This is a genomic window from Sulfurimonas sp., from assembly GCF_023228785.1.
GTDB lineage: Bacteria > Campylobacterota > Campylobacteria > Campylobacterales > Sulfurimonadaceae > Sulfurimonas.
Map to the genome: position 1 here is coordinate 19,505 of NZ_JALOAN010000003.1, position 25,796 is coordinate 45,300.

The 25,796-nt window shown below is 35.1% G+C and carries 30 protein-coding genes; 8 read left to right on the plus strand and 22 right to left on the minus strand.

Annotated features, from left to right (window positions below; translation table 11 throughout):
• Positions 1–18 precede the first annotated feature (18 nt).
• Positions 19–588, plus strand: coding sequence for a cytochrome b/b6 domain-containing protein (locus M0Q24_RS01185; RefSeq protein ID WP_295046044.1), 570 nt, complete (start codon positions 19–21; stop codon positions 586–588).
• Here M0Q24_RS01185 and M0Q24_RS01190 read toward each other — a convergent pair.
• The 3 genes from M0Q24_RS01190 to M0Q24_RS01200 all read right to left on the minus strand — a co-directional run bounded on the left by M0Q24_RS01190 (position 585) and on the right by M0Q24_RS01200 (position 3,743).
• Complete coding sequence (locus M0Q24_RS01190; protein WP_295046047.1) at positions 585–1,178, minus strand: 2OG-Fe(II) oxygenase; 594 nt, start codon at positions 1,176–1,178, stop codon at positions 585–587. The two genes, M0Q24_RS01185 and M0Q24_RS01190, sit on opposite strands and share 4 nt — an antisense overlap.
• A gap of 133 nt (positions 1,179–1,311) precedes the next feature.
• Entirely contained in the window at positions 1,312–2,286 is a 975-nt protein-coding gene (locus M0Q24_RS01195) for an iron-sulfur cluster assembly scaffold protein (RefSeq protein ID WP_295046050.1), read from the minus strand.
• A gap of 242 nt (positions 2,287–2,528) precedes the next feature.
• Positions 2,529–3,743 (minus strand): NifS family cysteine desulfurase, encoded by a 1,215-nt coding sequence (locus tag M0Q24_RS01200; RefSeq protein WP_295046052.1) that lies wholly within the window; start codon positions 3,741–3,743, stop codon positions 2,529–2,531.
• 152 nt (positions 3,744–3,895) lie between these two features.
• Between M0Q24_RS01200 and M0Q24_RS01205 the strand changes: the two genes are divergently transcribed.
• The 7 genes from M0Q24_RS01205 to M0Q24_RS01235 all read left to right on the plus strand — a co-directional run bounded on the left by M0Q24_RS01205 (position 3,896) and on the right by M0Q24_RS01235 (position 9,317).
• Complete coding sequence (locus M0Q24_RS01205) at positions 3,896–4,399, plus strand: hypothetical protein (protein ID WP_295046055.1); 504 nt, start codon at positions 3,896–3,898, stop codon at positions 4,397–4,399.
• A gap of 82 nt (positions 4,400–4,481) precedes the next feature.
• The gene (locus tag M0Q24_RS01210) at positions 4,482–5,747 is read left to right on the plus strand and encodes a 3-isopropylmalate dehydratase large subunit (RefSeq protein WP_295046058.1); all 1,266 of its coding nucleotides are present in this window, start codon (positions 4,482–4,484) and stop codon (positions 5,745–5,747) included.
• 45 nt (positions 5,748–5,792) lie between these two features.
• Complete coding sequence (locus tag M0Q24_RS01215; protein ID WP_295046060.1) at positions 5,793–6,884, plus strand: OmpA family protein; 1,092 nt, start codon at positions 5,793–5,795, stop codon at positions 6,882–6,884.
• On the plus strand, positions 6,885–7,472 hold the full coding sequence (mobA, locus tag M0Q24_RS01220) for a molybdenum cofactor guanylyltransferase MobA (protein ID WP_295046063.1): 588 nt from the start codon (positions 6,885–6,887) through the stop codon (positions 7,470–7,472).
• 52 nt (positions 7,473–7,524) lie between these two features.
• Positions 7,525–7,995: a cyclic pyranopterin monophosphate synthase MoaC gene (moaC, locus tag M0Q24_RS01225; RefSeq protein WP_295046066.1), complete on the plus strand. Its 471-nt coding sequence runs from the start codon at positions 7,525–7,527 to the stop codon at positions 7,993–7,995.
• Entirely contained in the window at positions 7,976–8,245 is a 270-nt protein-coding gene (locus M0Q24_RS01230) for a DUF493 domain-containing protein (protein WP_295046069.1), read from the plus strand. Before moaC ends, M0Q24_RS01230 begins: the two co-directional genes overlap by 20 nt.
• A 19-nt stretch (positions 8,246–8,264) precedes the next feature.
• The gene (locus tag M0Q24_RS01235; RefSeq protein WP_295046072.1) at positions 8,265–9,317 is read left to right on the plus strand and encodes a DUF6781 family protein; all 1,053 of its coding nucleotides are present in this window, start codon (positions 8,265–8,267) and stop codon (positions 9,315–9,317) included.
• A gap of 38 nt (positions 9,318–9,355) precedes the next feature.
• Here the strand turns inward: M0Q24_RS01235 and M0Q24_RS01240 are convergent, their stop codons facing one another.
• The 19 genes from M0Q24_RS01240 to M0Q24_RS01330 form a co-directional block, all read right to left on the minus strand.
• Entirely contained in the window at positions 9,356–10,699 is a 1,344-nt protein-coding gene (locus M0Q24_RS01240) for an FAD-dependent oxidoreductase (RefSeq protein ID WP_295046074.1), read from the minus strand.
• Positions 10,700–10,729: 30 nt separating this feature from the next.
• Complete coding sequence (locus M0Q24_RS01245; protein WP_295046078.1) at positions 10,730–11,668, minus strand: DUF302 domain-containing protein; 939 nt, start codon at positions 11,666–11,668, stop codon at positions 10,730–10,732.
• 40 nt (positions 11,669–11,708) lie between these two features.
• Positions 11,709–12,146, minus strand: a complete 438-nt coding sequence (locus M0Q24_RS01250; RefSeq protein ID WP_295046081.1) for an MOSC domain-containing protein — start codon at positions 12,144–12,146, stop codon at positions 11,709–11,711.
• 178 nt (positions 12,147–12,324) lie between these two features.
• Positions 12,325–13,437: an MBL fold metallo-hydrolase gene (locus M0Q24_RS01255; RefSeq protein ID WP_295046085.1), complete on the minus strand. Its 1,113-nt coding sequence runs from the start codon at positions 13,435–13,437 to the stop codon at positions 12,325–12,327.
• A 9-nt stretch (positions 13,438–13,446) separates the two neighbouring features.
• Positions 13,447–13,746, minus strand: a complete 300-nt coding sequence (soxZ, locus tag M0Q24_RS01260) for a thiosulfate oxidation carrier complex protein SoxZ (RefSeq protein ID WP_295046088.1) — start codon at positions 13,744–13,746, stop codon at positions 13,447–13,449.
• A gap of 60 nt (positions 13,747–13,806) precedes the next feature.
• Positions 13,807–14,268 carry a thiosulfate oxidation carrier protein SoxY gene (locus tag M0Q24_RS01265; protein WP_295046091.1) on the minus strand — a complete coding sequence of 154 codons (462 nt, stop codon included), beginning with the start codon at positions 14,266–14,268 and terminating at the stop codon, positions 13,807–13,809.
• 29 nt (positions 14,269–14,297) lie between these two features.
• The gene (locus M0Q24_RS01270; protein ID WP_295046094.1) at positions 14,298–15,512 is read right to left on the minus strand and encodes a c-type cytochrome; all 1,215 of its coding nucleotides are present in this window, start codon (positions 15,510–15,512) and stop codon (positions 14,298–14,300) included.
• Positions 15,493–16,794: a sulfite dehydrogenase gene (gene soxC, locus M0Q24_RS01275; RefSeq protein WP_295046097.1), complete on the minus strand. Its 1,302-nt coding sequence runs from the start codon at positions 16,792–16,794 to the stop codon at positions 15,493–15,495. The genes M0Q24_RS01270 and soxC overlap by 20 nt, the downstream gene beginning before the upstream one ends.
• Positions 16,795–17,101: 307 nt before the next feature.
• Positions 17,102–17,545 carry a hypothetical protein gene (locus tag M0Q24_RS01280; protein WP_295046100.1) on the minus strand — a complete coding sequence of 148 codons (444 nt, stop codon included), beginning with the start codon at positions 17,543–17,545 and terminating at the stop codon, positions 17,102–17,104.
• Between the two features lie 122 nt (positions 17,546–17,667).
• Positions 17,668–19,158, minus strand: coding sequence for an FAD/NAD(P)-binding oxidoreductase (locus tag M0Q24_RS01285; RefSeq protein WP_295046103.1), 1,491 nt, complete (start codon positions 19,156–19,158; stop codon positions 17,668–17,670).
• A gap of 163 nt (positions 19,159–19,321) precedes the next feature.
• On the minus strand, positions 19,322–19,693 hold the full coding sequence (locus M0Q24_RS01290) for a hypothetical protein (protein ID WP_295046106.1): 372 nt from the start codon (positions 19,691–19,693) through the stop codon (positions 19,322–19,324).
• Positions 19,694–19,696: 3 nt separating this feature from the next.
• Positions 19,697–20,053, minus strand: a complete 357-nt coding sequence (locus tag M0Q24_RS01295) for a tetratricopeptide repeat protein (protein ID WP_295046109.1) — start codon at positions 20,051–20,053, stop codon at positions 19,697–19,699.
• A 100-nt stretch (positions 20,054–20,153) separates the two neighbouring features.
• Positions 20,154–20,513 carry a c-type cytochrome gene (locus M0Q24_RS01300; RefSeq protein WP_295046113.1) on the minus strand — a complete coding sequence of 120 codons (360 nt, stop codon included), beginning with the start codon at positions 20,511–20,513 and terminating at the stop codon, positions 20,154–20,156.
• A gap of 124 nt (positions 20,514–20,637) precedes the next feature.
• Complete coding sequence (gene aroC / locus M0Q24_RS01305) at positions 20,638–21,708, minus strand: chorismate synthase (protein WP_295046116.1); 1,071 nt, start codon at positions 21,706–21,708, stop codon at positions 20,638–20,640.
• 139 nt (positions 21,709–21,847) lie between these two features.
• Positions 21,848–22,531 (minus strand): ribonuclease III, encoded by a 684-nt coding sequence (gene rnc / locus M0Q24_RS01310; RefSeq protein ID WP_295046120.1) that lies wholly within the window; start codon positions 22,529–22,531, stop codon positions 21,848–21,850.
• Positions 22,531–22,968 (minus strand): ribonuclease HI, encoded by a 438-nt coding sequence (rnhA, locus tag M0Q24_RS01315; protein ID WP_295046124.1) that lies wholly within the window; start codon positions 22,966–22,968, stop codon positions 22,531–22,533. The genes rnc and rnhA overlap by 1 nt, the downstream gene beginning before the upstream one ends.
• The gene (locus M0Q24_RS01320; RefSeq protein ID WP_295046128.1) at positions 22,943–23,989 is read right to left on the minus strand and encodes a tetratricopeptide repeat protein; all 1,047 of its coding nucleotides are present in this window, start codon (positions 23,987–23,989) and stop codon (positions 22,943–22,945) included. The genes rnhA and M0Q24_RS01320 overlap by 26 nt, the downstream gene beginning before the upstream one ends.
• The gene (locus M0Q24_RS01325) at positions 23,982–24,449 is read right to left on the minus strand and encodes a hypothetical protein (RefSeq protein WP_295046131.1); all 468 of its coding nucleotides are present in this window, start codon (positions 24,447–24,449) and stop codon (positions 23,982–23,984) included. The genes M0Q24_RS01320 and M0Q24_RS01325 overlap by 8 nt, the downstream gene beginning before the upstream one ends.
• A 299-nt stretch (positions 24,450–24,748) precedes the next feature.
• Positions 24,749–25,795: a YeiH family protein gene (locus M0Q24_RS01330; RefSeq protein WP_295046134.1), complete on the minus strand. Its 1,047-nt coding sequence runs from the start codon at positions 25,793–25,795 to the stop codon at positions 24,749–24,751.
• Position 25,796: the final 1 nt, after the last annotated feature.

Sequence of the window (25,796 nt, forward strand, 5' to 3'; positions counted from 1 at the left end):
CAAACAAAGGAGCTTCACATGAAATACTCAACATCTTTTCGCATCTGGCACTGGCTAAATGCTATAGTTATTTTAGGTCTTATTGGCACTGTGCTTTTAAGAAAAACTTTTTTAAGTTGGAGGACGAACTCTGAACTTATCATGCTAGAACTCTCAAAGATTGACATTAGCATCACAAGTGAACAAGCAAAAGTTATAGCAAAAGCTATCAGATCTGGTATGTGGGAGTGGCACTACATCTTAGGTTACGCTCTTGTCGCCTTAGTTTTTTTTAGAATCTATCTCTATTTTAAGGATAATTCAAAAAAAGAGAGTTTTAGCTCCCTAGATATGCATAAAAAAGCAGTTCGCATCTCTTATTATATTGTATACGCTACTATACTTTTTATGGCTCTTAGTGGCTTTACTATGTACTTTTATGAGTCTTTAGGACTTGCAAAAGAGACAGCTCACAGTATAAAAGAGATCCATGAACTAGTCTATAACATTCTTCTATATTTTGTACCACTTCATATCATAGGTGTCTTCGTAGCTGAAAATAGAGATGAAAAAGGGATAGTATCTACCATGATAAATGGAAAAAGTTAAATAATCTTCTTATCTACCCTAAACCACCCAGCTATTGAATATCTTTTTTTGATGGCTGGCAAAACTTCATGCGGAAACTTTTCACTCAAAAAGACGACTAGTGTATCTGCTTTTGGTTCTACTTTTTTCAAGAAACTTCCATCTTCATTATAGATAACCAACTCTCCTCCGTCTCCTTGTTTCCAATCTTTATTTAAGTAGTAAACAGTTGTTACAACTCGGTTTGTAGAGTTTTTAAAAGCATCCAAATGTGTCTCATAAAAATCACCTTTTTTATAGATGGCGTAGTGACTTTCATAGTATGTAAGGACCATAAAAAGAGTTTTGTTTAAGTACTCTCTTAGTCCCTCTACAAAAGCTAAAAACTCGCTTCTAACTGAGCCATCATCATCTAACCAATGGATTCTGTCTCGTCTTCTACTTAGATCTATTTTTTTAAGATCGGAGATCCCAGCAGGTTTAAAATTGTTCTCTATTTTTGCATCTTTTAAAAGTAGTTGTGAGAGGTTTTTACTTATGGCATCTTCTATGACAATATATCCAACATCGACTAAAGCATCTGTTATTTTTGAATATATTGTTTGGTTCATATGCGTACCTAATATTGATATCGCATTGTAGTGAGTTTTTTAGGATTTTTACCATGTATTTGTGTGGTTTTGTAGAGTTAGTTTTTGAAGTTGGCTAGATAAGCACTTTGCTTATCTAACTTAGTTATAGTTTCTATATTGGAAGAACGCGGATATTTTTAGAAAGTTTCTCTTTTAGAGTTGACTCTATCGCATAGAGTGTTCCAGTTGCTGATGATGCACAGCCATTACAAGCACCAAGGTAACGGATATAGATATCTATATACTCATCGCCTTTTTTGATGTCTATAACTTCCATATCTCCACCATCCATTATAAGGAATTGGCGAACGCTCTCATCTATAACAGCATCGACTGCTTTTATCTGCTGAACTAGGGTCATATTAGCAAAATCTCCAGTTGCACCAGCATCAGCTGCTGCTTTCATCTTCTCTTCATCCATCTCTTTTCTTGTATCTCTTAAAATGTCTACCAAGTACCACTCACGCTCTTCGTGTCCACCTGGTTTGATACAGCTCTTACAAAAACCACCTGCTTTTGTATAGTCTGTGATCTGCTCGATTGTTGTTAAATCATTTAGGCGGATAACCTCTCTTAGAGTGCTAAGACTAACTCTCGCACACTCACAAACGATGATCTCTTCTTCAAAACTCTCAGCGTCAACGCCTTTGTAAAGACCTGCTGCTTTTTTTATAACATCGTAAGCCATAACAGAACAGTGCATCTTTTGAGGTGGAACTGCTGGAGTGTCTGGATCATCACGAAGTGCAAACTCAACATCTATGTTTGTGATCTTTACAGCTTCATCTACAGTTTTTCCAATACAAAGCTCAGTCATAATGTCAGAAGATGCTATTGCAGTCCCACAACCAAAACTCTTAAACTTTGAATTTACGATCTTGTCGTTTGTTGGATCGATCTCCCAGTACAGACGAACAGCGTCTCCACAGCTCTCAGCACCAAAGTCTGCAACAATAAGTTTGTTACCACGAGACTCTGCTTCTGCTTCGCTGATCTCGCCTTGATGTTGAGGGTTGTTCATAAGTGTCGTTACTTTATTCGAATACGCGTCCCAAAGGGATTCGCCTAACATATCTGCTTTTGCCATAACTTTATTTCCTTATAATTTATTTCATAAATTTCAAGGGAACCTTTTCCCTATTCATCTGTCACGCAAAACGAACAAGTCCGTTTTACTACGCTAACGCTGAGTTTCCTTCGGCAGGAAGCCCTCGGCACTTGTGCCTCTTTGATTACCTTTTCAAACTCTTAACCAATTTTCAATCTTTTTGGAACCGCGAACTTCTTCGGGGCTGGTGTGGCATTTAAGCCTAAAGCCTCTAATCACCATTAATGGTGGTGCAGCTCGCAATCTTTCGCTTCTCCACCCTTAGTTGGCTGTTGAGTTGCGTATGAACTTGAGATGCTTCTAAGTCTCTTTACTGCGTTTTGAAAGTGGCTAATTGCGTAGTCTATCTCTGCATCAGTTGTAAAACGGCTCAGACTTAAGCGGATCCCTGTGTGAGCTAGTTCGTTGTCAGCTCCAATAGCTAGCATAACTGTGTTTGCTTCAAGTTCTTCACTTGCACACGCTGAGCCAGTTGATGCACCGATTTCGCCCTTATTTAGATCCCAAAGCATACTCTCGCCTTCAACGCCTTTGACGGAGATGAGTATTGTATTTGGAGTGCGGTTTTCTCGATCTCCGACTATCATAGTGTCGCTTATTTGCGTGATCGCATCTTCTAGTCGGTCTCTCTTTGCTCTAATTTTAGCAGCTGTTTCTTCTATATTTGTAGTTGCAAGCTCTATAGCTTTTCCCATACCAACTATAAAAGGAACATTTAGCGTTCCAGAACGGCGACCACCCATATGCTCTCCACCATGTAAAAATGGAGTAAGTTTTTGAGAATTTCTAATATACAGAGCTCCAACGCCCTTTGGACCATGAAACTTATGTGCACTCATAGATACAAAGTCAACATGAAGAGATTGTAGATCTACTGGGATTTTACCTATAGCTTGAACGCCATCAGAGTGAAAAAGAACACCTTTTTCCTTACAGATCTCGCCAATCTCTTTTATAGGAAATATCATACCTGTCTCATTTGATGCCCACATTACAGAGACTAAAGCAGTTTTATCTGTAATAAAGCTACGAACTGTGTGAGCTTCTACAACACCTTGCTCATTTACAGGCAGATATGTAACTTTTACACCTTGCTCTTCTAAAAATCTACAGGTTGCTAGTACTGATGGATGTTCAACCTCCGTTGTCACCATATGGTTTTTATCTCCATTGACAATAAGATCTGAAAATACTGACTGTAAAACCCAGTTATTTGACTCTGTTGCACAGGATGTAAAAACTATATCATCATTATCACTTGCATTTAAAGCTGTATAGACTTGATCTATCGCCTTGGCTAAAGCTGGATGTGATGATGTACCAAATTTGTGAAGTGAGTTTGGATTTCCGTACTGCTCACTAAAGTATGGTAGCATTGCTTCTACTACTAGTGGATCAACCATCGTTGTAGCGTTGTTGTCTAAATAAACTTGCATGTTTTACCTTTAATTTAGGGTTGTTTCTAATTAAGACAATTTTTGTCTTCTTTTACTTTTGACATCATATATAGTTTGTTATTATGTTATGCTTAAACTAAACTGACTTACCGTTTTATTTAAGGTATAATTCCATCTAAAAGGCTAAAAGCATGTGCAATTTTAACAAACAAAACGAAAATACAAAAGAACTACTCCATCTTTTAATAAGCAAACTAGCTCTAAAGGTCGGCGGAGCCAACTATTTGCTAGGACTTATGGAGAAGATGAAAGATATTAAACCAAATGCACTTATGCATAAAGATAGAAAAATTATCTCACAAAAACTTAGTATATCATGGAATAAGGTAGTTTTCAAAGACAAAATAGATGTTTTAGAAGAGATTTTACATACTCGAAAGAGTTCAGAGGGCTTAAATTTCAATATTTTAGATGAAGAAAATGCTAAAAAAAGAAAAAACATTCTAAATATGGTAAAAACTCTTTCTCCTATTATATTTGTAGTAACTCCAAGAGATGATAACGAAGCAGAAGGCTTTGAATTTACTCCATTTGAGACTACAGAAGATGGGCAGGTAAGCATAAATCCTATCTTTATGACTATGTTTTTTTGCTCAAATGAGTTTACAAAAAAAGCTCTGAAGTACCAATCTTAAACTCGTGCTTATCACGACTTCACTAAAATTTTAAATCTTAAATGGTATAATCGCGAAATTATTACTTATAAAAAGGTTTATTATGGCTCAAACTATAACAGAGAAGATATTTTCACAACATGTTGGCAAAAAGGTTTTTGCAGGCGAGATAGTCCGCTCTAATATCGACATGGTTATTGGGAATGACATTACAACTCCTATCTCTATCAAAGCATTTGATGAGAGTGGTGCTACAAAACTAGCAAATCCAGATGGTTTTTCTATAGTTCTAGACCACTTTATCCCAGCAAAAGACATTGCATCTGCAAACCAAGCTAGGATCTCTCGTGATTTTGCAAAAAAACATAATCTTAAAAACTTTTTTGATGAAAAAGACATGGGAATAGAGCACGCGCTTCTACCTGAAAAAGGTCTTATCGTTCCAGGCGATGTAATTATCGGTGCAGACTCACACACTTGTACTCACGGAGCACTTGGAGCTTTTTCAACTGGTATGGGATCTACAGATCTCGCTTTTGCAATGATCACTGGAGGAAACTGGTTTAAAGTTCCCCAAACTATAAAAGTCAACCTTAGCGGAAAACCTCAAAAGCATACAACTGGTAAAGATATTATTCTAGAGATCATCCGTCTTATCGGTGTTGATGGAGCACTTTACAAAACTTTAGAATTTACGGGAAGCACAATTGAGCATTTAAATATGGATGATAGATTTTCAATGTGTAATATGGCAATTGAAGCTGGGGCAAAAAGTGGCATAGTAGCATATGATGATGTTACAGCAGAGTTTTTAAGCGATAAAAAACTTGCGAGAGAGCCTCGTATTCACTACTCAGATGCAGATGCATCTTATGTAGAAATTTTAAATATAGATGTAGCTAAACTAGAGCCAGTTATTGCTTACCCTTTCTTACCATCAAATGGTCACTCTATAACACAAGCTGTAAAAGACAACATAAAAATAGATCAAGCCTTTATAGGAAGCTGTACAAATGGTCGTTTGGGCGACTTAAAAGTTGCATCTGAGATACTAAAAGGACACAAAGTCCACGAAGATGTCCGCCTAATAGTCACGCCAGGCACTCAACAAATTTTAAAAGATGCTTATAAACTCGGTTACATAGATATTCTAATTGACGCTGGTGGAGTTGTTTCAAACCCAACTTGTGGGGCTTGTCTAGGCGGATATATGGGGATCTTAGGCGATGGCGAAGTAGCTGTCTCTACTACTAACCGTAACTTTGTAGGTCGTATGGGCTCTAGAAGCTCAAAAGTTTACCTAGCGAACTCTGCAGTTGCAGCTATCTCAGCTATAAAAGGCTACATAGCAGATCCAAGAGTTAAGTAGTAAGCACTAACTCTTTAATAAAACTCAAAAAACAAAAGGAAATACATGAAAAAACTTCTTCTAATACCAACACTTTTACTATCTTCTAGCCTAATGATGGCAGCAGATTATGAAATCACGCCTATGATTGGCTATAACATCGCTGAGAATAATATTGATTTGGATGATTATGCAACTTTTGGAGCTGAGTTTCAATACAACGCATTTGACTTTTTTTTAAAGCCTGAGCTTTCTGTTTTTTACTCAAAAGCTGACTACAACACCAACAGACTTCCAAATGGTGCAGACACTGATGTATGGCGTTTAGCACTAAATGGTGTTTATGAGTTTGACAAAGTAGCCGGGTTTATACCTCTTACTAAAGTAGGTCTTGGTTATGAGACTATGAATGGTCATAGCTACAAAGGGCAAACAGGAAATACAGACAGTGCATTTATTAATGCTGGATTTGGTGCTAAAATTCCCTTTACTGATATGCTCGCACTAAAACTTGAAGCTGTTTATATGCTCAAGTACAATGACACTAGATATGACAACAACTTAGCACTCCTTGCAGGTCTAAACTTTGCATTTGGAAGTAGTTCTCAAAAAACAGCGCCTGCACAAGAGAGTAAGCCTGTAGAGCAAATCAAAGAAGAGCCTGAAGAAGAGCTTGTTGAAGAAGCTGTAATGGAAGAAGAAGTTACAAGTGTAGTAGCTGTTGTAGATGGTGATGATGATAAAGATGGAGTTGCTAACTCTATAGATATCTGTCCAAACACTCCAATAGGTCAAGCAGTAAATAGTGATGGTTGTCCTCTTAAGATAACGCTAGACATTAACTTTGAGTACGACTCTGCTAAAGTAGACGCTGCGTCTGAAAAACTTGTTCAAGAATATGCAGACTTTTTAAATAAATACACCAACTATAGCACTAAGATAGTTGGTCACACAGATAGCATAGGAAGTGAAACTTACAACCAAAAACTATCTCAAAGAAGAGCCACCTCAGTAAGAGATATGCTTATAGAAAAAGGAGTTGATGCTCAAAAAGTAACTGCGGTAGGCAAAGGAGAGTTAGAACCTATAGCTGATAATACAACTGCTGAGGGTCGCGCTGAAAATAGACGTATCGAAGCTGAGTTAATCAGAAACTAAATGCTAGATCTACCATGTGTCATCTTTGCAGGTGGTAAAAGCTCAAGAATGAAAGAAGATAAATCTCTTCTTTCATTTGGAGGCTTTAATACTCTAACTGAGTTTCAGTTCTTTCGTCTAAAAAAAATCTTCAAATATGTCTATATATCTTGCAAAGACAAAAGTAAGTTTGACTTTCCTACAAAAAATGGAGATGCAACTTTTATAGAAGATGCAAAGAGTATTGAGGTTTTCGCCCCTACTGCTGGCTTTGTTGCAATATTTCAAACACTAAAAACAGACTCTTTTTTCGCTCTTAGTGTAGATGCACCTTTTGTTGGACTAAAAGAGATAGAAGCTCTTGTAGATGCAGATAGTTTTAACGCAGATGCATGCATTGCAAAAACAGCATTTGGCATTCAGCCCATGTGTGGGATCTATCATCGCTCATTAGAGAAAAAATTTATTAAAATGCTCAAAGAAGACAACCATAAACTAGGCTTTTTACTAAAATCTTCCAAAACTACTTTTGTAAACTTTGAGGATGAAAAAGCCTTTTTAAACCTAAACCACCCTCATGAATATATAGAAGCACTGAAGCTAATCTAGTATAAATTCAACTCCCCTTCGCTATAATAAAGAAAAAATAAAAAGAAATATAATGAACTTAACACACTTAGATGAAAACCAAAGACCAAAGATGGTTGATGTGTCGGATAAAAATCAAACAACAAGAGTAGCGGTAGCCTCTGGATATATAGAGATGAGTCAAGATGCTTACAGTGCCATAGTTAGCGAAAAAACTAAAAAAGGTCCAGTACTTCAAACTGCTGTTATTGCGGCTATAATGGGTACAAAAAAGACAAGTGAGCTTATCCCAATGTGTCATCCACTAAACCTTAGTGGCATCAACTGCGATGTTGAAGAACTTCCGGACCTACCTGGATTTAAACTACAGGTTACTGCAAAATTATCAGGGCAAACTGGGGTTGAGATGGAAGCACTAACTGGTGTTAGCATAGGTCTTTTAACTATTTATGATATGGTAAAAGCCATAGACAAAGGCATGATAATACGAAATGTACAACTTGAAGAAAAATCAGGAGGAAAAAGTGGAGATTTTAAACGATAGAGATGAAAAGCTCATACTTGAGTATCCATGTTCGTGGTCTTATAAACTTATAGCAGGCGAGAAAGAAGCACTAGAGAAGGCTATAAGGGATGTTATAGATGAGAGAAGCCATAAGTTAACTCACTCTAAAAACTCAAAAGGTGGCAAGTATGTGAGTATGAACTTAGATCTACTTGTTCACAACGAAGACGATAGAAACTTTATATATGAGGCTCTAAAAGCTCATCAAAATATCAAAATGGTACTATAAAATAAACAAAGGATTTAAAATGGAAGTAGATAAACTAACAATCGATATACAAAATTCATACAATAAGACTCTAAAAGATGTTGAGAAAAGAGTTTCAGATGTAATTGCTAAACTAGCAAATGAAACAGACATAGATGAGCTAAACCTTCATGAAATTAAAAGTATTGCTACAACTATTTTAGATATCGAAACAAAAACTTTTAAAGACGATGTAGCATCTCTAGTAGCCCAAAAAGAAGCACTAGAGAGAAAATTAGAGAAAAAAGCTTTAGAGCTTCAAGAGACAAAATACAATGTTTTTAATGCTATTGAATTAAAGTTAAGCAACAACGAACCCGCTCTTTTAAAACTCCATCAAGTAAAACTTCAGTCCATTGACCTATATGAATTTCTAAGTGAATTAGTAGAGTCTGCTATCATCACAGCGCTAGAGAGAGATACAGACGGGGAGATAAAAGATAGTATTCAAGAAGTTATCAAAGATTTAACTTTTGAAGCTATAAAAGAAGGTTCTCTAAACACTATCAGAATAAGAAAGATCTTATCTACTATCTTACAGTGCGCTATAGACGTTGCAGAAGCTACTCCAACAAAGGCTGAAGACATCTTAAGTGCAACTCTCAAAGGTATGAGAAGTGGGCTTATCCACTCTATAGATAGATTCAAAAAACGATTAGCTTATATGCCAGTTGAAGCCAAACATATACTTATAGAAGATTATGACACCATTATGGAAGACCTTAACCAAACAGATGTTCTCTTCTCTCAAGTTGTACAAACTCAAGCTAGTGAAAATTCACAAATGATAAATAAACTTTTAGTAAACATCAATAAAAGCATGCGCTATGATCTTGAAGAATTAGTTCATATCTCTAAAGAAGCAGCTGATATGATGAGAGATAGATTTTCAAATTTTGCTAAAACAGCAGTCTCTAGAGCAGATACAGCCTTTAAATCTCAAGCTGCGCAAGAAGCAAAAAGAATGGGTAAACAAGCTTGGAGCGTTGCAAAAACAGCTCTTGGAAGTGCTATAAAAACTGCTAAAGATGCAATGGAAAATAGAGACAAGTAAGAGACGCGTTATCTCTTACCTATTGCTTTTAAAAGGTACTACTTACTAAACATATCCGCATACAGAGCATTTGCCCAATCATAAATGGAATTTGCATTAACTTCTCCATCTTTAAGCCAATCTTCACTACTGGTTGTTGATGCAAAGTTAAATGTTTCATCTGTTTTATTATGAGCATATTGTGTGTAAATATAGATTGCTCTCTCTGGCGCTATAGAAACAGCAGAAAAACAAGTAGTTGTTGGTGATTCCCACTTTATTTCTTTTGTTTTGTTTATCTTTTGAGCTATTAATGTAGCTACATGATGCCCCTCAGAGTTAGCAGTATTTCCTGATTTTGAAAAGCCCATTGGTCTAGAATCACCGGCAATAAATATATCTTTTTCGCCATTTACCTCATATGTAAGAGTGTTAATATCGCCTTCAAGCATATTTTTTGCATCTTTTGCGATACCAACCCTTTCTAAAATTTTAGCACCTCGAACATGAGGATAAAAAGCGGCCTCCTCAAATTCAATCTCATCAAAATCTGTTTCAACTATTTTATTATCAAGATCTATGTTATTTATAACTGTGTTTGGCATATACTCAATATAATCACCATATAGTTCATCAAAAGCCGATTGAAAACCTTCTTTTTTGATTGTTACAGTGTTATTTTCATCTAATAGTATAACTTTGGCTTTTAAATTTTTTTGTTTGAAATAATCTGCAATTACACAGGCTCTTTCATAAGGTGCTGGAAGACATCTATAGTTCCCGCTTGGAACTGTTAAAATAAAGTTTCCACCTTTGAAGTTAAGAACTTTGTTTCGCAAAGTAATGTGCTCAGATCCAGGGATAAAACCTGCTGGATACTCTTGTCTAAGTCTTGTCTCAAAGGCTATATCATCTGTCCATCTAGAATAGTCATAATCAATACCTGGTGCAAAAACTAAGTAATCAAAACTTATATCACCATCACTAGTCTCTAAAACACGATTTTCTCTATCAAGGCCGATTGCAGTTGCATGGAAGTAGGTGTAGTTATTCTCTCTTGCAGCTTGAAGATAATCGTGAGTTAAAAACTCTAACTCTATCTTATCAACTAACCATAAATTGCTAAGAGGACATGATACAAATTCATGTCTTTGCTCAACTAATACAACATCTGCATTCGGAGCAAATATTTTTGTATATTTTGCAATAGAGAGTCCAGACCAGCCACCGCCCACTACAACTACTCTAGGACCTTTTGCTTCAGCAATAGGCGCTTTAAAAGTATTTTTAGAGTTAGCTGACTTCTCTGGGAGAGGGTTTTGTATTTTGCTACATCCGCTTATTGCTACTGCAGCTGCAGTAACTCCTGAAAGCTGTAAAGCCTTTCTTCTCGATATAGCCATTTTAGTACCCTCTCTTTAATTTATTTCTTTTTACTCTAAAGTTTCTTTAATTACTCCTACGAGTGCTTTTTGAGCATCTTCTAATACCTCTAATGATGGCTTATCTTCGATATCTAAAGAGCTTATCCAGTTATATACTGATGGATATGCCATTTTTACCTCTGTTGAACCTTTTTCTTTATACATATATAATACACAAGGAGCAAATGCACCAGCTTCTGGGTGAGTTTTTGCTACTTCAAAAATAACTGGTAATTTACAAATAGAATATGCATCAAAAAAATCATACTTGTCATAGCCAGCCTCAGCAAACTCATCACCTAGCTTGTTATAACCAGCGATTACAAATCCCAAAGTTTCTACTGAACCTTCAAGTTCCATTTGAAGACTTTCCAATTCATCTTCAACATCATCGCCTTGAGCTTCCATTTCACCAGTAAATGAAGATACTAGCTCACCTTTAGGTGTTAATATCTTATATGATGTTTTCTCAAAATGACCATTTGGTAATGCCTTAGCTAGTGTAGCTCTAATAAGTTTACTATACTCTATCATATGTTTATTAGACGCAGGTATACCAGTAACCTTTGCCATACCTTCTAGTGATATAGATGAGATAGAAATATCATTAGAATTTTCGTTCATATATATTGACATACTTAGAGGTGCAAGCAGTGCAGCCTCTGGAGTTATTTTAACAAGTTCTAAAACTAGATTTTTTTCATAAAGAGTAAAAAGATGATACATTTTATGATTTGTTTTTTGAAATTTTGATTTAAATGCAACATTCATATCATTATTTCCAGAGATTATAAACCCTGCATCTGCGAAAGCTTTCTCTATAGAAGCTCCTGTAATTTTGCCTTTTGAATTATCTGCCGTGTATATTTGAATATCTTGTGCCCCACTCGCTACAACTGCAGTTACTAACATTAATGTTGCAACTAAACTTTTGATCATTGATTTCATTTCTTTCCCTTTTTTGTTAATTTTGTGAGATTTTCACTCTCTATTTTAGAAGATAAATATTATCGTCCTTGCGGATTGTCCCACTTCTTATAACCTTTGCAAAAACACCTCTGTCATCTTTAAGAAGCTTTGGCAGTTTTGCATCTATTTTTGCTAAACTCTTACAAAGTGTACAATTTTGACTGATCTCTAATTCAAGATCACCAATTGTAAGTCTTGCTCCTGGTCTTAAGTGGTACGGATTATAATCCATGAGTATATTTTCCCCTAATGCACTATATGGCGCATCTATACCGTTACTCGCAGCTAGTTTATAGCTGTCTAGCGAAGTTATTAAGACCGATCTTTGTATATCTTTATTATAATACTTATCTTCTATAACACCCTTGTCATCAAGAGCCAACTCAGTTGTATTTACTCTACCATTATCTGTAGAATAAAATAGTTCTAAAATCTTTCCAGCTTGAATTAATGACATATAGCACTACTCTCTTATATTTAAATCTTGCAGTTAACAAAAACAAAGTTTTTATTTTGAATTAGGCAGTACAACAAAGTACAATTTACTCTATGCAAAAAAATAAACATTTGAAATGAAATTTTTTTGCATTGCTTTAAATTGTATCGATATTACTAGTACTGCTAATGTTTACAGATTATTCTTCGTCTTCATCTTCGTCGTCATCACTATGTAAATCATCTTCATCAAACATTTCTAGCTCTTCATAAGATCTAAAAACATTACCTGGACTTAAAAGATAATATAACTCTTTATTTCTAAATTCTTCAAGAGTTACATGTTTAGTAATCATATCCGGATGTATCTCTTCTTCAATACCTTCAAGAACTCTATCTTTTAAAAGAGTAAAATATTGAACAGCCTCATCAGCGGCAGACTTATCAGTTATAAAACCATGTCCTGGAACTAAATGATTCCAATCTCTATCTCTTATAGCTTTAAGTGCATTTAATTGTCCAACAACAACACCATCACGATTTGAAGTCACTCTACCATTCATTACAATATCTGCCACAAGAACAACTTTATCTTCTGGAAGATATAAAAACCAATCTTCTTCAGAGTGTGCATAGCCAACTTTTACGTACTCCATCTTAACACCATGAAGTGTAAGTTCGGTTGTTTCATCAAATGACTCATCAACCGGAACCAGCTTAGTACCTCTAATTGCATTTTGGTAAAGAGCTCTAATCATTCTAGTTTGAGGTGGTATCTCTCTAGTATTTTCGTTAGGTTTTCCTGTATGCTCATCAAAACCAAGATAATTCACATTAACAGATTTTGGACCGTATACAATAGCACCTTGTGTCTCTTTATAGTAGTTATTACCTAACCAGTGATCATCATGCTCATGACTTACAATAACTGATTTAACAGGCAAATCAGCAATTTTTTTCATAGCTGCATGTGCTTGCTTTGCAAATATATAAGATGGACCAGTATCCCATGCTATCCAACTATCATTACCTTTGATGTAACAACTGTTAGACATGTCACCAGCATTTTCTTTAGTTGGCATTTCCATAGCACCAAAGAAACACCATACTCTATCACTAACTTGCACAGGTTTTAAATTATAATCCCACTCTTTATTGGTACCTGTTCGCGGTTCAACCCACTCATAAAGAATAAAATTTTCATCTGCGTCAAGCTGACTAGGATTTGCGATTGTAACGCTTTTATTAAAGATAAATGGCATAGATATAACAAATCCAATTATCGATAATAAAATTATGATTTTAATTTTCATAAGGTATCCCTATTTAATTTTTTCTGTTTCTGTTTCCGTTTTATTATCGTTATCAATTGTAGTAAAAGCGATTTTATCACCTTTTTTACCTTTAAACTCAAACTTAACTAGTGGATTTTCAGACATAAAACCACTCATTGTTACTTCGTACACTACAGCATCTTTAACTTTAGCCACTATATATCTGATATATGACGGGCTAATACCTTTTTTAACAGCTTCTTCTTTGTCAGCCATTAAGCTTGTAAACATCGCCTTTACTTTAACAACGCCTTTTTTTTCTTTTGCTTTAATTTTCATCTTTGCCATTTTTTTACCTTTTTATTTTATTTGTTTTTTTATTTATTTTGTCGAATGGGAGGAGGTATATCAACCTCCACAACCACCAATAGAAACATCTATCTCTTTTGATGAAGTATACAGTGTTCCTGTACCTCTCTCTTTACCAACGACAGTTACCACAGCTGTTTGTCTCATTTTAATTCTAAAGTCATAATCTATAATAGCACCTACTGGTACAGAGAATACACAAGATAAACATCTTGGGTTAGCATCTTGGAAAAGTGCTATTGACTCTAAATCTAATGATGATGTAATCGTAATTGGAATTGAACCACCATTTTCTGCTAACTTTGGAGCTTTAAATGAAAATTTACCACTTTCTTTAAGTGCACCATTACCATAAAGGGCTTTAATACCATCAACTGTCTTCTCTACTTCCCATGCTTGTGGCATAGTCTCTCTAAAGTCTACTGCACTTAAGTCTGTACCTGGCATAACGATTGCAGCAAATGCTACAAGACCTACGCCTAAAAATTTTCTTCTATCCATTTTGTTTTCCTTATTTTTAATTTAATGTTTTATTTGCTTGAATTTATCATAAATTCAACTATTGATTTAACTTCATCTGAAGTCAAACTATCATTACCACCTTTTGGAGGCATTCCACCCATACCGTCGATCGCGTTTCTTAATACTTGATCAAAACCATTGTCCATAACGTCTTCCCATGCGTCTGCATCTCCAAGAGCTGGTGCTCCCATATTATCATTCGCGTGACACACTTTACACGATTCATTATACATTTTTTCAGCTTTAGAGATAGTTACATCTTCTACCTCAGGTGGCAAGTCTCTAACCGTTGAGTATGGAGGAACAACATCTGACATTTCATAATCTATTCGTACAAGAGTAGCTTCAGTTTTACCATCTTGTCCACCTGGATCTTTACAATCAGTCATACATCTTGTACCAGAACCAATATTTTTAGCACGATCTGCATAAAATGCTTTGACATCATCTGGACCTGTTGGACCATCGATATTTGGATAAAAACCATCTTTATTTGGTAGAACTACTTTTGCAAGCTTTTCTGCATTTAAGACATACTCATCATCCATTACTTCGCCATCAATTTTTATATAGTTTTGAGCCAATATATAAGCTGTAATAGCATAAACTTCATCATTACTTAAGCTCTTAGGAGTTGCATATGGCATAGCATCTCTAATGTATGTGAAAAGCGTAGTAGCTACAGGCCAATAAGTACCAACAGTTCTTTTTGGTGCATCTGTTTTTCCATACTCTCTTTGATTTTTAAGAGTGATAACGATCCCGTTCTCATCTTTAGATTGATTACCTCCAGCTAGTTGTGGATAACCATGTCCGCCACCACCAAAGTCACCGTGACAAGATGCACACTGTGCTTCATAAAGTTCATCACCCTCTTCAACGGATCCTTCACCCTCAGGTAAGCCTGTACCATCTGGTAGTGCATCTAAATCCCACGCTTTTATCTCGTTAGCTGTAGGAACTCTACCGTGATTTATTCCTTTTGTACTTTGTTCATTTAATACATAGGCTGTATACATTCCGTTTTCTCTAGGGTAGATAACACCACCATCTATAGCACCAATTTTTCCAGTGTATGGTCCAGCTAAAGCATTTGCTTGAACTTTTGCAGGAGTTTTTTCATTCGTACTAGACGATGACGATAAACATCCTGTCAGAAGAAGGGCAGTACTTGCAACAACAGATGCTCCGATTAAAATAGATTTATGATCTAACTTGAACATTGTTAACCTCCCCTTTGTTATTTACTTCCCAAGTACAAATCGCATTTCTGTGATAAACACCTTCAACACCGACAACTTTCTTTTCCTGATTTATTGTTGGTTGAACATTGTTACTATCATCAACTGAACGACTTTGAAGCAATAATGGTTTTCCTTCATATTTATACATATAAGAGAATCTAGTCCAAGCTTTTGGAAGAACTAACCCTTTAAGATTTGCTTCTATCCAATTTTTTCCACCATCAAAACTTATATCAACATTTGTAATTGTTCCATGACCACTCCATGCTAAACCTTCTATTTCAACCAAATCTCCTACTTTAAGATCGGTCCAAGGTTTTTCAGGACAAGGTGATGTAATAATAGAATTTACTTCATTTGCATAGAAATGCTGAATAGCTCTACCACTTGCAGTTAATGCAGTATATTTAGAAGTTTCTTCTTTTGCATACCATGGTTCTTCGCCAAATTTTAATCTTTTTAACCATTTAACACAAAGGTTAGCTTCCCAACCTGGTAGGATTAAACGAACTGGATAACCTTGTTCAGGACGCAGTGCTTCACCATTTTGTCCCCAAGCTATCATCGCATCATCTAAGACTTTTTCAATAGGAACAGTTCTACTCATCTCAGAACCATCACTACCTTCTGCAAGCATCCACTTAGCATTTGGTTTTAGACCTAGTTCATCAAGTATAGTTTTTAAACGAACACCTGTCCATTCCGAACAGCTCATCATTCCTTTTACAAATTGTAAAGAGTTAAATTGCGGGCCTTTCCACTCAGCAGCACCATTTGATGGACACTCTAAGAATAGTATTCTACTCTCACTTGGATATTTTTTTAGTTCATCTAGAGTAAGAACTATTGGTTTATCCACAAGACCATGAATCATCAGTCTAAACTTATTTGGATCTACCTGAGCTACACCATTGTGAGTACGAGTGAAGTGTAATCCATTTGGAGTAATAATACCACTTAGCTCATGCAAAGGTGACATAGATATTGCAGCGTGCATATCTCCAGCCGATGACATAAGAGCAGATGTTCTTCTTACGATGTTATGCTCATATTTAGATGGTAGTCCGTAAGGATTATAATTACACTCATCTCCTAGTGTAGTTCCCCACTTTGTATGATGCATAATGTTTTCATCATCAGCAAGTAGTGCACCCGGTGCTAAAATACTTACAGCAGCAACTGCACTTACAGATGCTGTTCTTTTGAAGAAATCTCTTCTGCTTACAGATGTTATTTCTTCTGATTTAAATGTTTTATCCACATCTTCCCCTTTTATAATTTTACTTGTTTTAAAATGCATTAATCTGTTAACCTTGTGTATCGTTTATCACAAAGTTGGCACAAAATTATTATACATCTTTACAAGAGTTAATTGCCACTATTGAATTCAAGAATTTAAGATATGAAGACATTCGTATGTATTCTGTTACCATTAGGAACATGTCTTTTAAAACTAAAAATAAATTTATAGTCTTACTTGATACAGCTTATTAACAACACTTATATTGTTGTATTCAATATAATAATCATTCAGTTTTACATCCATAAAACTGAGTTATGATTACTATTTAAGCTTCATTTTCAACAATATCTTTTTTTAATTCAATTATTAGTTCTTGTCGTTTTATTTTGAGTTGTTCTAATATTTCTTTTCCAACTTCTTCTCTACCTTGCCAATCTATCTCATGATGAATTTTAAAAAGCTTTTTGAAATATTCGTAATGAACATCAGCACTTGTTACTTTAAAAAAGTAATACCTTCTAAAACTTATCTCATTTATATCACAAATTGCTATTTTTCCACCTATCATGTTTGGATATACTTCATCTTTTATCCAGCTTTTAAAAGATTCAGACTCTTGAAAAAAGTTATATAGGTGTAAATCCACACTTTTTAAAATACTATAAGTCTCTGTTTCTTCTTCATTTAACTCATAAGAATAGATCTTTTCATCTAACTCAAACTTATCTAGAGCCTCATCATAGATGGCGAACTCAAATTTTACTTGCATATAAAAATCCTGGATAATAAAAATATTTTAAAGAGACATTTTTGTTAAATCAAAAAGTGATTCTCTTATTTTATGAAAGAATAGAAAGGCAAAAGAAGGATCTGGTTCCTTCTTTTGATTGCTTACGCTTTACCAGAAAGCATTCCGTACATTGTCATTGGTTTAAGGGCATAAACTTTCATTAACCAGTGAACCCATCTTTCTACTAATGGGTCTAGAGGAAACGATGGTGTTGGTTTAACACTCCAATCGAACTCTGCTAACATTACTGTACCGATATCTGTAATGAGTGGACAAACTGTATAACCACCATATTTTGAAGTTAATGGTTTACCTTCCATCTGAGATATTAAGTTATCTACTACTACTTTATACTGTTTTCTTACAGATCCACCTGTTTTACCCATAGGAACTTGTGCAATATCACCAAGTGCAAATACATTTTTGAATTTGATATGTTGAAGAGTCTCTTTGTTTACAGGAACCCAACCAGCAGCTGAGCCAATATCTGATTCTGCTACTTCTCTTGGAGCTACAGCATCTGGAGTGATATGTAAGAAATCATATGGAACTCTGATTTTTTCATGCTTAGAAATTACTTCGAAATCTTTCATGACTGGATCATAAGGTCCCTTTTCTTGCCATTGAGAATCAAAAATAGCTATTTTATTCTCTATTTCAACACCTATAAGGTTAGTTCTGTAGTGCCATTTAAAATTCTCTCTCTTGAACTGCTCAAGGATAGCATCATGGTATTCAGGAATGCCAAACATTGCTCCGCCATTTGGATAGAAGATAAGTTCTGCATTTTCTCTAGCACCAGCTTCTTTAAGTCTTGCATTTGCTAGATACATGATTTTCTTTGGAGCACCACCACACTTAATAGGCGTACCTGGATGCGTGAAAAGGAATTGTACTTTTTTGCCATCTTTAGCATTTTTAGCTTTTTCAATGTATTTTTGCATTTGCTCCCAAGTTTTAGTAGCACCCTCAGCCGTATAGATCGAACAAATGCCACTATCGTCACCCATAGCTTTATGAAGTCTAGAGTTGTCTCCAATTGAGTAAGCACGACCAGCATGTTCTAAACCTTCGAGTCTTTCAAAATCAAGCTGCAAGCCAGTAGCTACAACTAAATAGTCATAATCAATAACTTGACCTTTTGCAGTAGTTACTTGATTATTCATTGGATCAAAGTCTATAACTTTATCTTCGATTATTTTTGTACCTTCTGGCACAAAGTCATCTCTATTATAAATAATTTCATCAGCATCCCAAATACCTGCAGCAACAAGTGTTTGACCAGGTTGATAAGATACAGATTGTTTATTAGGTTCAATAACAGTAATATCAGGGTTCTTGATATTAAGAGTAAGTCTTGCAGCCGTACTCATCCCAGCAAGTCCACCACCAACAATTACAATCTTAGCGTCAACCCCTGATTTAGCTATTGGCTTTTCATCCTTTTCCATAGCACTAAGATTACTGCCACCCATCATGAAGCTTGCGCCTGAGATACCAGCTAATTTCATAGCATCTCTTCTTGTCATCCCCTTTGAAGATAAATCTTTGTCCATCTCCGATAACATATTATTAATATATTTATAATTCATACCTATCCTTTTATACATTTAGCTTATAATTAACTGTACATTATCGTAAATTTTTAAATTTCAGACTTAAATAAATCGATTTTAAAAAAATAATCAAAATTGTGATAATTTTGTTACATTTATTCACTACAGTGTAAAATTGTAACAATATTACAAACACAAATTATTGTGGTAATGCCTTAGATTTTAGTAGCCCTAAAAGAGCATACTTACTATTTTTTTCATCTATATAAAAAACTATTGTGTAACCTTGATTTTCTATATCTTTAATGTTTTCATTATCAAAGTAGATAGATTTTTTATATTTTTTCACCTTAGTGTGCATGTTGATTATAATAGTATCAAGATATAATTCAAAACTTTTCATCTCTGATTCACTTTGTTTTTTTATTAGGTCTGATGCTTTTTTTAACTGTTCTTTATAGAGTTCTGAAGCGAGAATATCCATACCAGGGTAGTACGGAGTAAAATCACCCTTACCTTTAATATACTTATCTAGTTCACCTTCAAGTTGCTTCTTAACATCACTTTTCATCTATTAAAATCCTTTATCTTTAAGCTTATGATACTGCTCACAAGAACGTTCGCTTCCTATATCACAACCCTTGGCAAATGCCAATATTGCTTTTCTATTGCTCTGCTCAACATCTTGTCCACCTTTTAAAAAGACAAAACCTAGATAATAACAACCTCTAGCCACTCTATTTTTGCACGCTATTTGAAATAGCCTTTTAGACTTTTTAATATTTTTTTCTACACCTTTACCTGTATAATAGAGTATGCCTAACTCTATGCAAGATTGCATTTCTCTATTATCGCAAGCTTTTTTATACTTTGAATTAGCAGACAAATTAAAACTTAAAATTACTACTATTGTAATAATATATTTAATCATGCTGTTTCCTTAAATATTATGTTTTGAAGAGGTTTGAAGAAAGAAGTTATTTATGGTAAGCATAAAACTATTATGCTGATCACTCAGCATAATAGTTTAATTATTTCATATTAGTACTAATATACTCGGCAAGAGCGTCTATCTCTTCATAAGAAAGGTCAACTAATGTAGTTTTCATTAAAGCACCGTAGCCGTACTTGTTAAGACTCCCATATCTATAATCTTTTAACTCTTTTGCTAATTTAGCAGCATCTAAACCCGTAATTGGAGCATATACAATTCTTGAAAGCCCTGTATCTGAAGTTTGCTTTCCGTCTGCACCATGGCACTGGATACAGTCATGCTTATAAATTGCTTCGCCGTTTGCTGGCAATAACAACCCCGGTTTATATACTGCTGCACTGTCTGCTGCTAATAGAGTAGCACTCGCTACTAATGCGCTAAGAATGATTTTTCTCATTTTTATCCCTTAAATTGTAAGATTTTTGTGATAATAATAACACATAAATCTTAAATTAGCAAAAAAGTTTATTGCTCTACAACCATTTTGATTATAATGTTACTTTATAGCTTCTTCTATTATTTTAATAGTATTTTTTAACACCGTTCATTGTTGAACCCATGTTTAAAAGTAACATATCTGCGATAACTAAGGCTGCCATTGCTTCACATACTACCGTTCCACGGATAGCCACACAAGGGTCATGTCTTCCTTTTAGGGAAAAATCAACCTCTTCATTTGTAGTAGTAACAGTTTGTTGTTCTTTAAAGATGGATGGGGTTGGTTTAAAATAAACATTGAGAACTATATCTTCACCATTACTTATACCACCGAGTATGCCGCCTGAGTGATTTGTTTTAAAGCCATTTGCTCTTATCTCATCGTTGTTTTGTGAGCCCTCGGTAGATGCGCTAAGTATTCCATCTCCGATCTCAACTGCCTTTACCGCATTTAATCCCATCATTGCATCTGCTAAAACTCCATCTAGTTTATAGTAGAGTGGTTGACCTAATCCAATAGGAGCATTTTTTATGATAATTCTAGAGACTCCACCGACTGAGTCATGGTTATTTTTTGCTTGGAGAATAGCTGCTTTTTGAGCTGCTTCTTTATCTCTATCAAGAGCGTAAATAATACTATTTTTGGCGCTTTCATAGTCAAAATTCTCAGCCTTGATGCCTGCTACTTCACTAATACCACTTAACACTTCAATGCCAAGCTCACTAAGCATAAGCTTTGCAATAGATCCAGCGGCAACTCTAGCTGCTGTTTCTCTTGCAGAAGATCTTCCACCGCCTCGATAATCTCTGATGCCATACTTATGAAAGTAAGTAAAGTCAGCGTGACCAGGGCGAAAAATATCTTTTATATTTGAGTAATCTTTTGATTTTTGATTTTTGTTGTAGATAAGCATAGCGATAGGAGTTCCAGTACTCACTCCCTCAAAAACACCACTTAATATCTCAACTTTATCATCTTCTTTTCTGGCAGTTTCAAACTCACTCTTACCAGGTTTTCTACGATCTAGTTCACTTTGAATAAAAACTTCATCTATCTTTAGTCCAGCTGGGACTCCATCAAGAAAACAACCAATAGCCACACCATGAGATTCACCAAAAGTGCTATATCTCAATTTCACTCCAAAACTATTCAATTTCATGTCCTTAATTTTATTTCATAAAATGAAGGAAACCTCCATCTTATTAGTCCGCAAAAGCCACTGAGGCCACTCATCGTGGAGAATGCCATTGGTTAGCATTCCCAAAAGCTAGCCTTTTAGGAAAAGGCAGAGTTTATTGTATATCACTATTTAGCATATCCACAGCTTGTTTTGCTGATTCTTGTTGTGCTATTTTTTTACTTTTACCACAACTTCTAGCGTATTCTTTGTCTTCTATGAAAACAGCAACTTCAAACTCTTTTTTGTGATCTGGTCCGCGACTCGCTACTACTTTGTATTCAGGAGTAATTCCAAATCTCGCTTGTGTTAGCTCTTGAAGTGTAGTTTTATAGTCACGAAATAGTGAATCAAGAGATATCTCTTTATGATTTTTCTCTATTAGTTTTATAGCAATATCTTGAACCTTTTTTAAGCCTGCTTCAAGGTATATAGCTCCTATTACTGCTTCAAAAGCGTTTGAGAGAAGCGAAGGTTTATCTCTTCCGCCATTGTTTTCTTCTGCATTTGATAAAAATATATACTCTCCAAGATTTAGTGATCTTGCTAACTTATCAAAGCCTGTTTCATTTACTAGAGAAGCTCTTATTTTGGAGAGTTTGCCTTCATCTGATTTCTTAAATTTATGAAAAAGATACTCACCAACTATAAGGTCTAAAACTGCATCACCTAAAAACTCTAATCTTTCATTATCATATGGTTGTTTATAGCTCTTGTGCGTCAAAGCTTCCATGATGAGTTGCTTGTCTTTAAACTTATAACCTAAAGTTTCTTGCAAAGTTTCAATATCTAAACCCATTACTTAGTCCTATTGCTGTTTTTTATAATTTCGGCTTGTTCTCTTGCTAATTTATCGCATCTCTCATTCTCTTCATGTCCATCATGACCTCTAACCCATATAGCGTTTATCTTGTGAAGCTTTGAGACCTCTATATAGTCTCTCCACAGATCTGGGTTTTTAACCTTTTTAAAGTCTCTTTTTATCCAGTTTTCTAGCCACTCATTAATGCCTTTTACAACATAAGATGAGTCTGAGATTATCTCTACTTCACACTCTTCTCTTAGAGCGCGAAGACCTTCTATAACGCCTAAAAGTTCCATTCTATTGTTAGTTGTATGAACTTCTGAGCCTACAATTTCACGCTCTTTATCACCATATCTAAGGATGACTCCGTAGCCACCAGGTCCAGGGTTGCCTAAAGCACTTCCATCACTGAAAAGAGTTATTTTCTTCACTAAAATTCCTATGGTAATCTTTAGTTAAATTTATCTCGATGCGTGAAGTATCAATGGCATGACAACTACTACATCTGTTAAATGAGAATGGGGCCGCTACCTTACAGTTATCACAGATATACTCAAAACTAAGTGTGGCATTTGCATTTTTGTTTAAGTTTATCAAAACATCAAACTCAAAAACGGAGCTACTTTTTGCTAAGTCTACATCACCTCTAGCAGTGTATAGCTCCCTAAGATAGCCATTTTGTGTAATTATATCTAAATTCAAATCTTTTTTATCTAATTGCCAAAGTAGATCACTTATCATCTCACACTTCGAAACATCAAGGTTTTGCCAAGCTAGATCTACATCTGTACGAAACAGATACTCAAAGACCATATGAGAGAGTATTCTCTCTTCTTGATAGATCTCTATAAGATTTTTCAACTTTTCTTCTGTAGTTATTTTAGTATCATTTAAAAGTGCTAAAATTCTCAAATATGCACTATCTTTTTTTATATCTTTTTGTAACTCGTCTAGTGGTTCTAGCACTTCAAGAGCTAAAGAGTACTCTCTCATATACTCATAAACTAAAAGTAGATACGCAAGAGCTTGAGGAGTTCTTGGATTGTTTTGTAGTATCTTTAAAAATATATCTTTTGCGCGTTCTAAAAAACCAGCTCTAAAATAGGTTCGCCCTAGTAAAAAAAGCGTATCTCTGTAGTTTTTTTTATTTCCAACGCTTAAAAGCTCTGTATATATCTCTATACATTTTTCATAATCACCATTTTTAAAGTATGATTGTGCCAAAAGTAGCCAAGATTTCTCAGATAATTCACCCTTTGATATAAGAACTTTCAACTCACTCTTTGATGGAAGTGTGCGCAAGCCTCTTAAAAACTTATCGAGATGGCGATGGTCCTCTTTAGTTCTAAATCTCGTCCACCAGTAAGAAAAAAATGCAACTACAAAGATAAGTACAAAAAAGACTATAATGCCAAAGAGAGGATCGCGAAACTCTATAAAAAAACTATTCATAAACTACAATGCCATAATCATTTTTAAGATTGTAAAATGTTGAGTTTGGAGTAAATTCTAACTCTTTTATGCGACCTAGTTGCACAATAGAATCTTTACTAACTTTGATCCCAAACTCTCTAAAAAACTTTTTAATATTTACAAATTTTATATCTTCTACAAACTTATACTCAAACTCTTTATAGAGTCTCATTTTGTCGTATGAAAATATTCTTTCATTTACATGAAGCCTGTCTGAAGCGTATCTTATAGGCAAGTAGCCTGATAGATCTGTTAGTATTTCTTCTACATATTCATACTTTTGTGGAAGAGTATTTTTTTGTACAAAAACATACTTGTTATTTAATTTTATATTTGGTGTCTCCTTCCAGTATTTGTAAGCTGGATTTGAGACGCCAAGTTTTGAAGAAACTTCTCTCCAGAGCCAAAAAGAGTTAAGTTTGTTTGGTAAGTGTGACATCTTATTTGGCTCCTTATAAGGTTATTTTTCTCTATTATAACTTAATGCTCTGAACAATTATTAAATTGGATCCTGAATCAAGTTCAGGATGACGGTTTGTTTGTTCAGGATGACCGTTTGTTTGTTCAAGATGACGGTTTGTTTGTTCAAGATGACGCACGTTCCGTCATTCCGTGCTTGACACGGAATCTAGCTTATAGATTAATCAGAGGGTTCAACTCTTTAAAATAAACTAGTTCGTTTTAATGGCAAGGATAAGATTTGCTTGTAATTATATAGTTTTTTAACAAACGACTCTATTAAAAGAAAGCCACTACCCACTTTGTAATAAAGTAACCGCCCACAACTAGCCAGACAAACATTCCAAAAGCTGTGTAGAGCGGTGCTAAACCTAAGCCTTTAAACATTGCAAATCTTGTACCCATTCCAAGAGCTGTCATTGCCATTGTGAGTAAAAAAGTGTCTATTTCATTTATAAGATCTACGATATTTTGTGGGACTATACCAAGAGAGTTAAAGCCTGCCATTGCCACAAAATAAACCGCAAACCATGGAATAACAAGCTTAACACCACCGCCTGAAGTTCCCTTTCTCTTAGCCGAGTAAGATAGATAGATCCCAAGAATAATGAGCATAGGCGCTATCATTATGACTCTTGTCATCTTAACTATAACCGCAGCATTCGCCATCTCAGCGTCAGATCCAGGTATGGAAGCTGGAACTGCAACAACTTGTGCAACTTCATGGATAGTTCCACCTACATAGATCCCAAACTCTCTTGAGGTCATATCAAAGATCCCAGCACTATATAAAAGTGGATATAAAAACATAGCAATAGTACCAAAGAGTACAACCATAGAGACCGCAACTGCAGTTTTATGTTCTTGTGCTTTTAAGACTGGTTCAGTCGCTAAAACCGCAGCAGCTCCACAAACAGATGCTCCAGCTGCAGTTAGCATTGAAGTGTCTCTATCCATTTTAAATACTTTTACACCTAAGTAAATTCCCAATATAAAAGTAGTTGTAAGCATTATAAGTGAGACCATAAAACCATCTAGCCCAACCTCAGCAATTTGCCCAAATGTTATGCGAAACCCGTAAAATACAATGGCAAATCTTAAAATCTTTTTCGCACTAAAAGTGATACCACCTCGCCACTGAGATGGGGTTTGATTATGAAGTGTATTTGCATAAAATATACCAATAACTATACCAATAACTAAGGGTGAAATTCCCAAAGAACTTACAAACTCTATATCTGCAACCATTGTGGCTGCTGCTGCGAAGATTGCTACAAAAACCACTCCACTTATTGTACCTTTACGATTTTGCTTTGAAAATGCCATC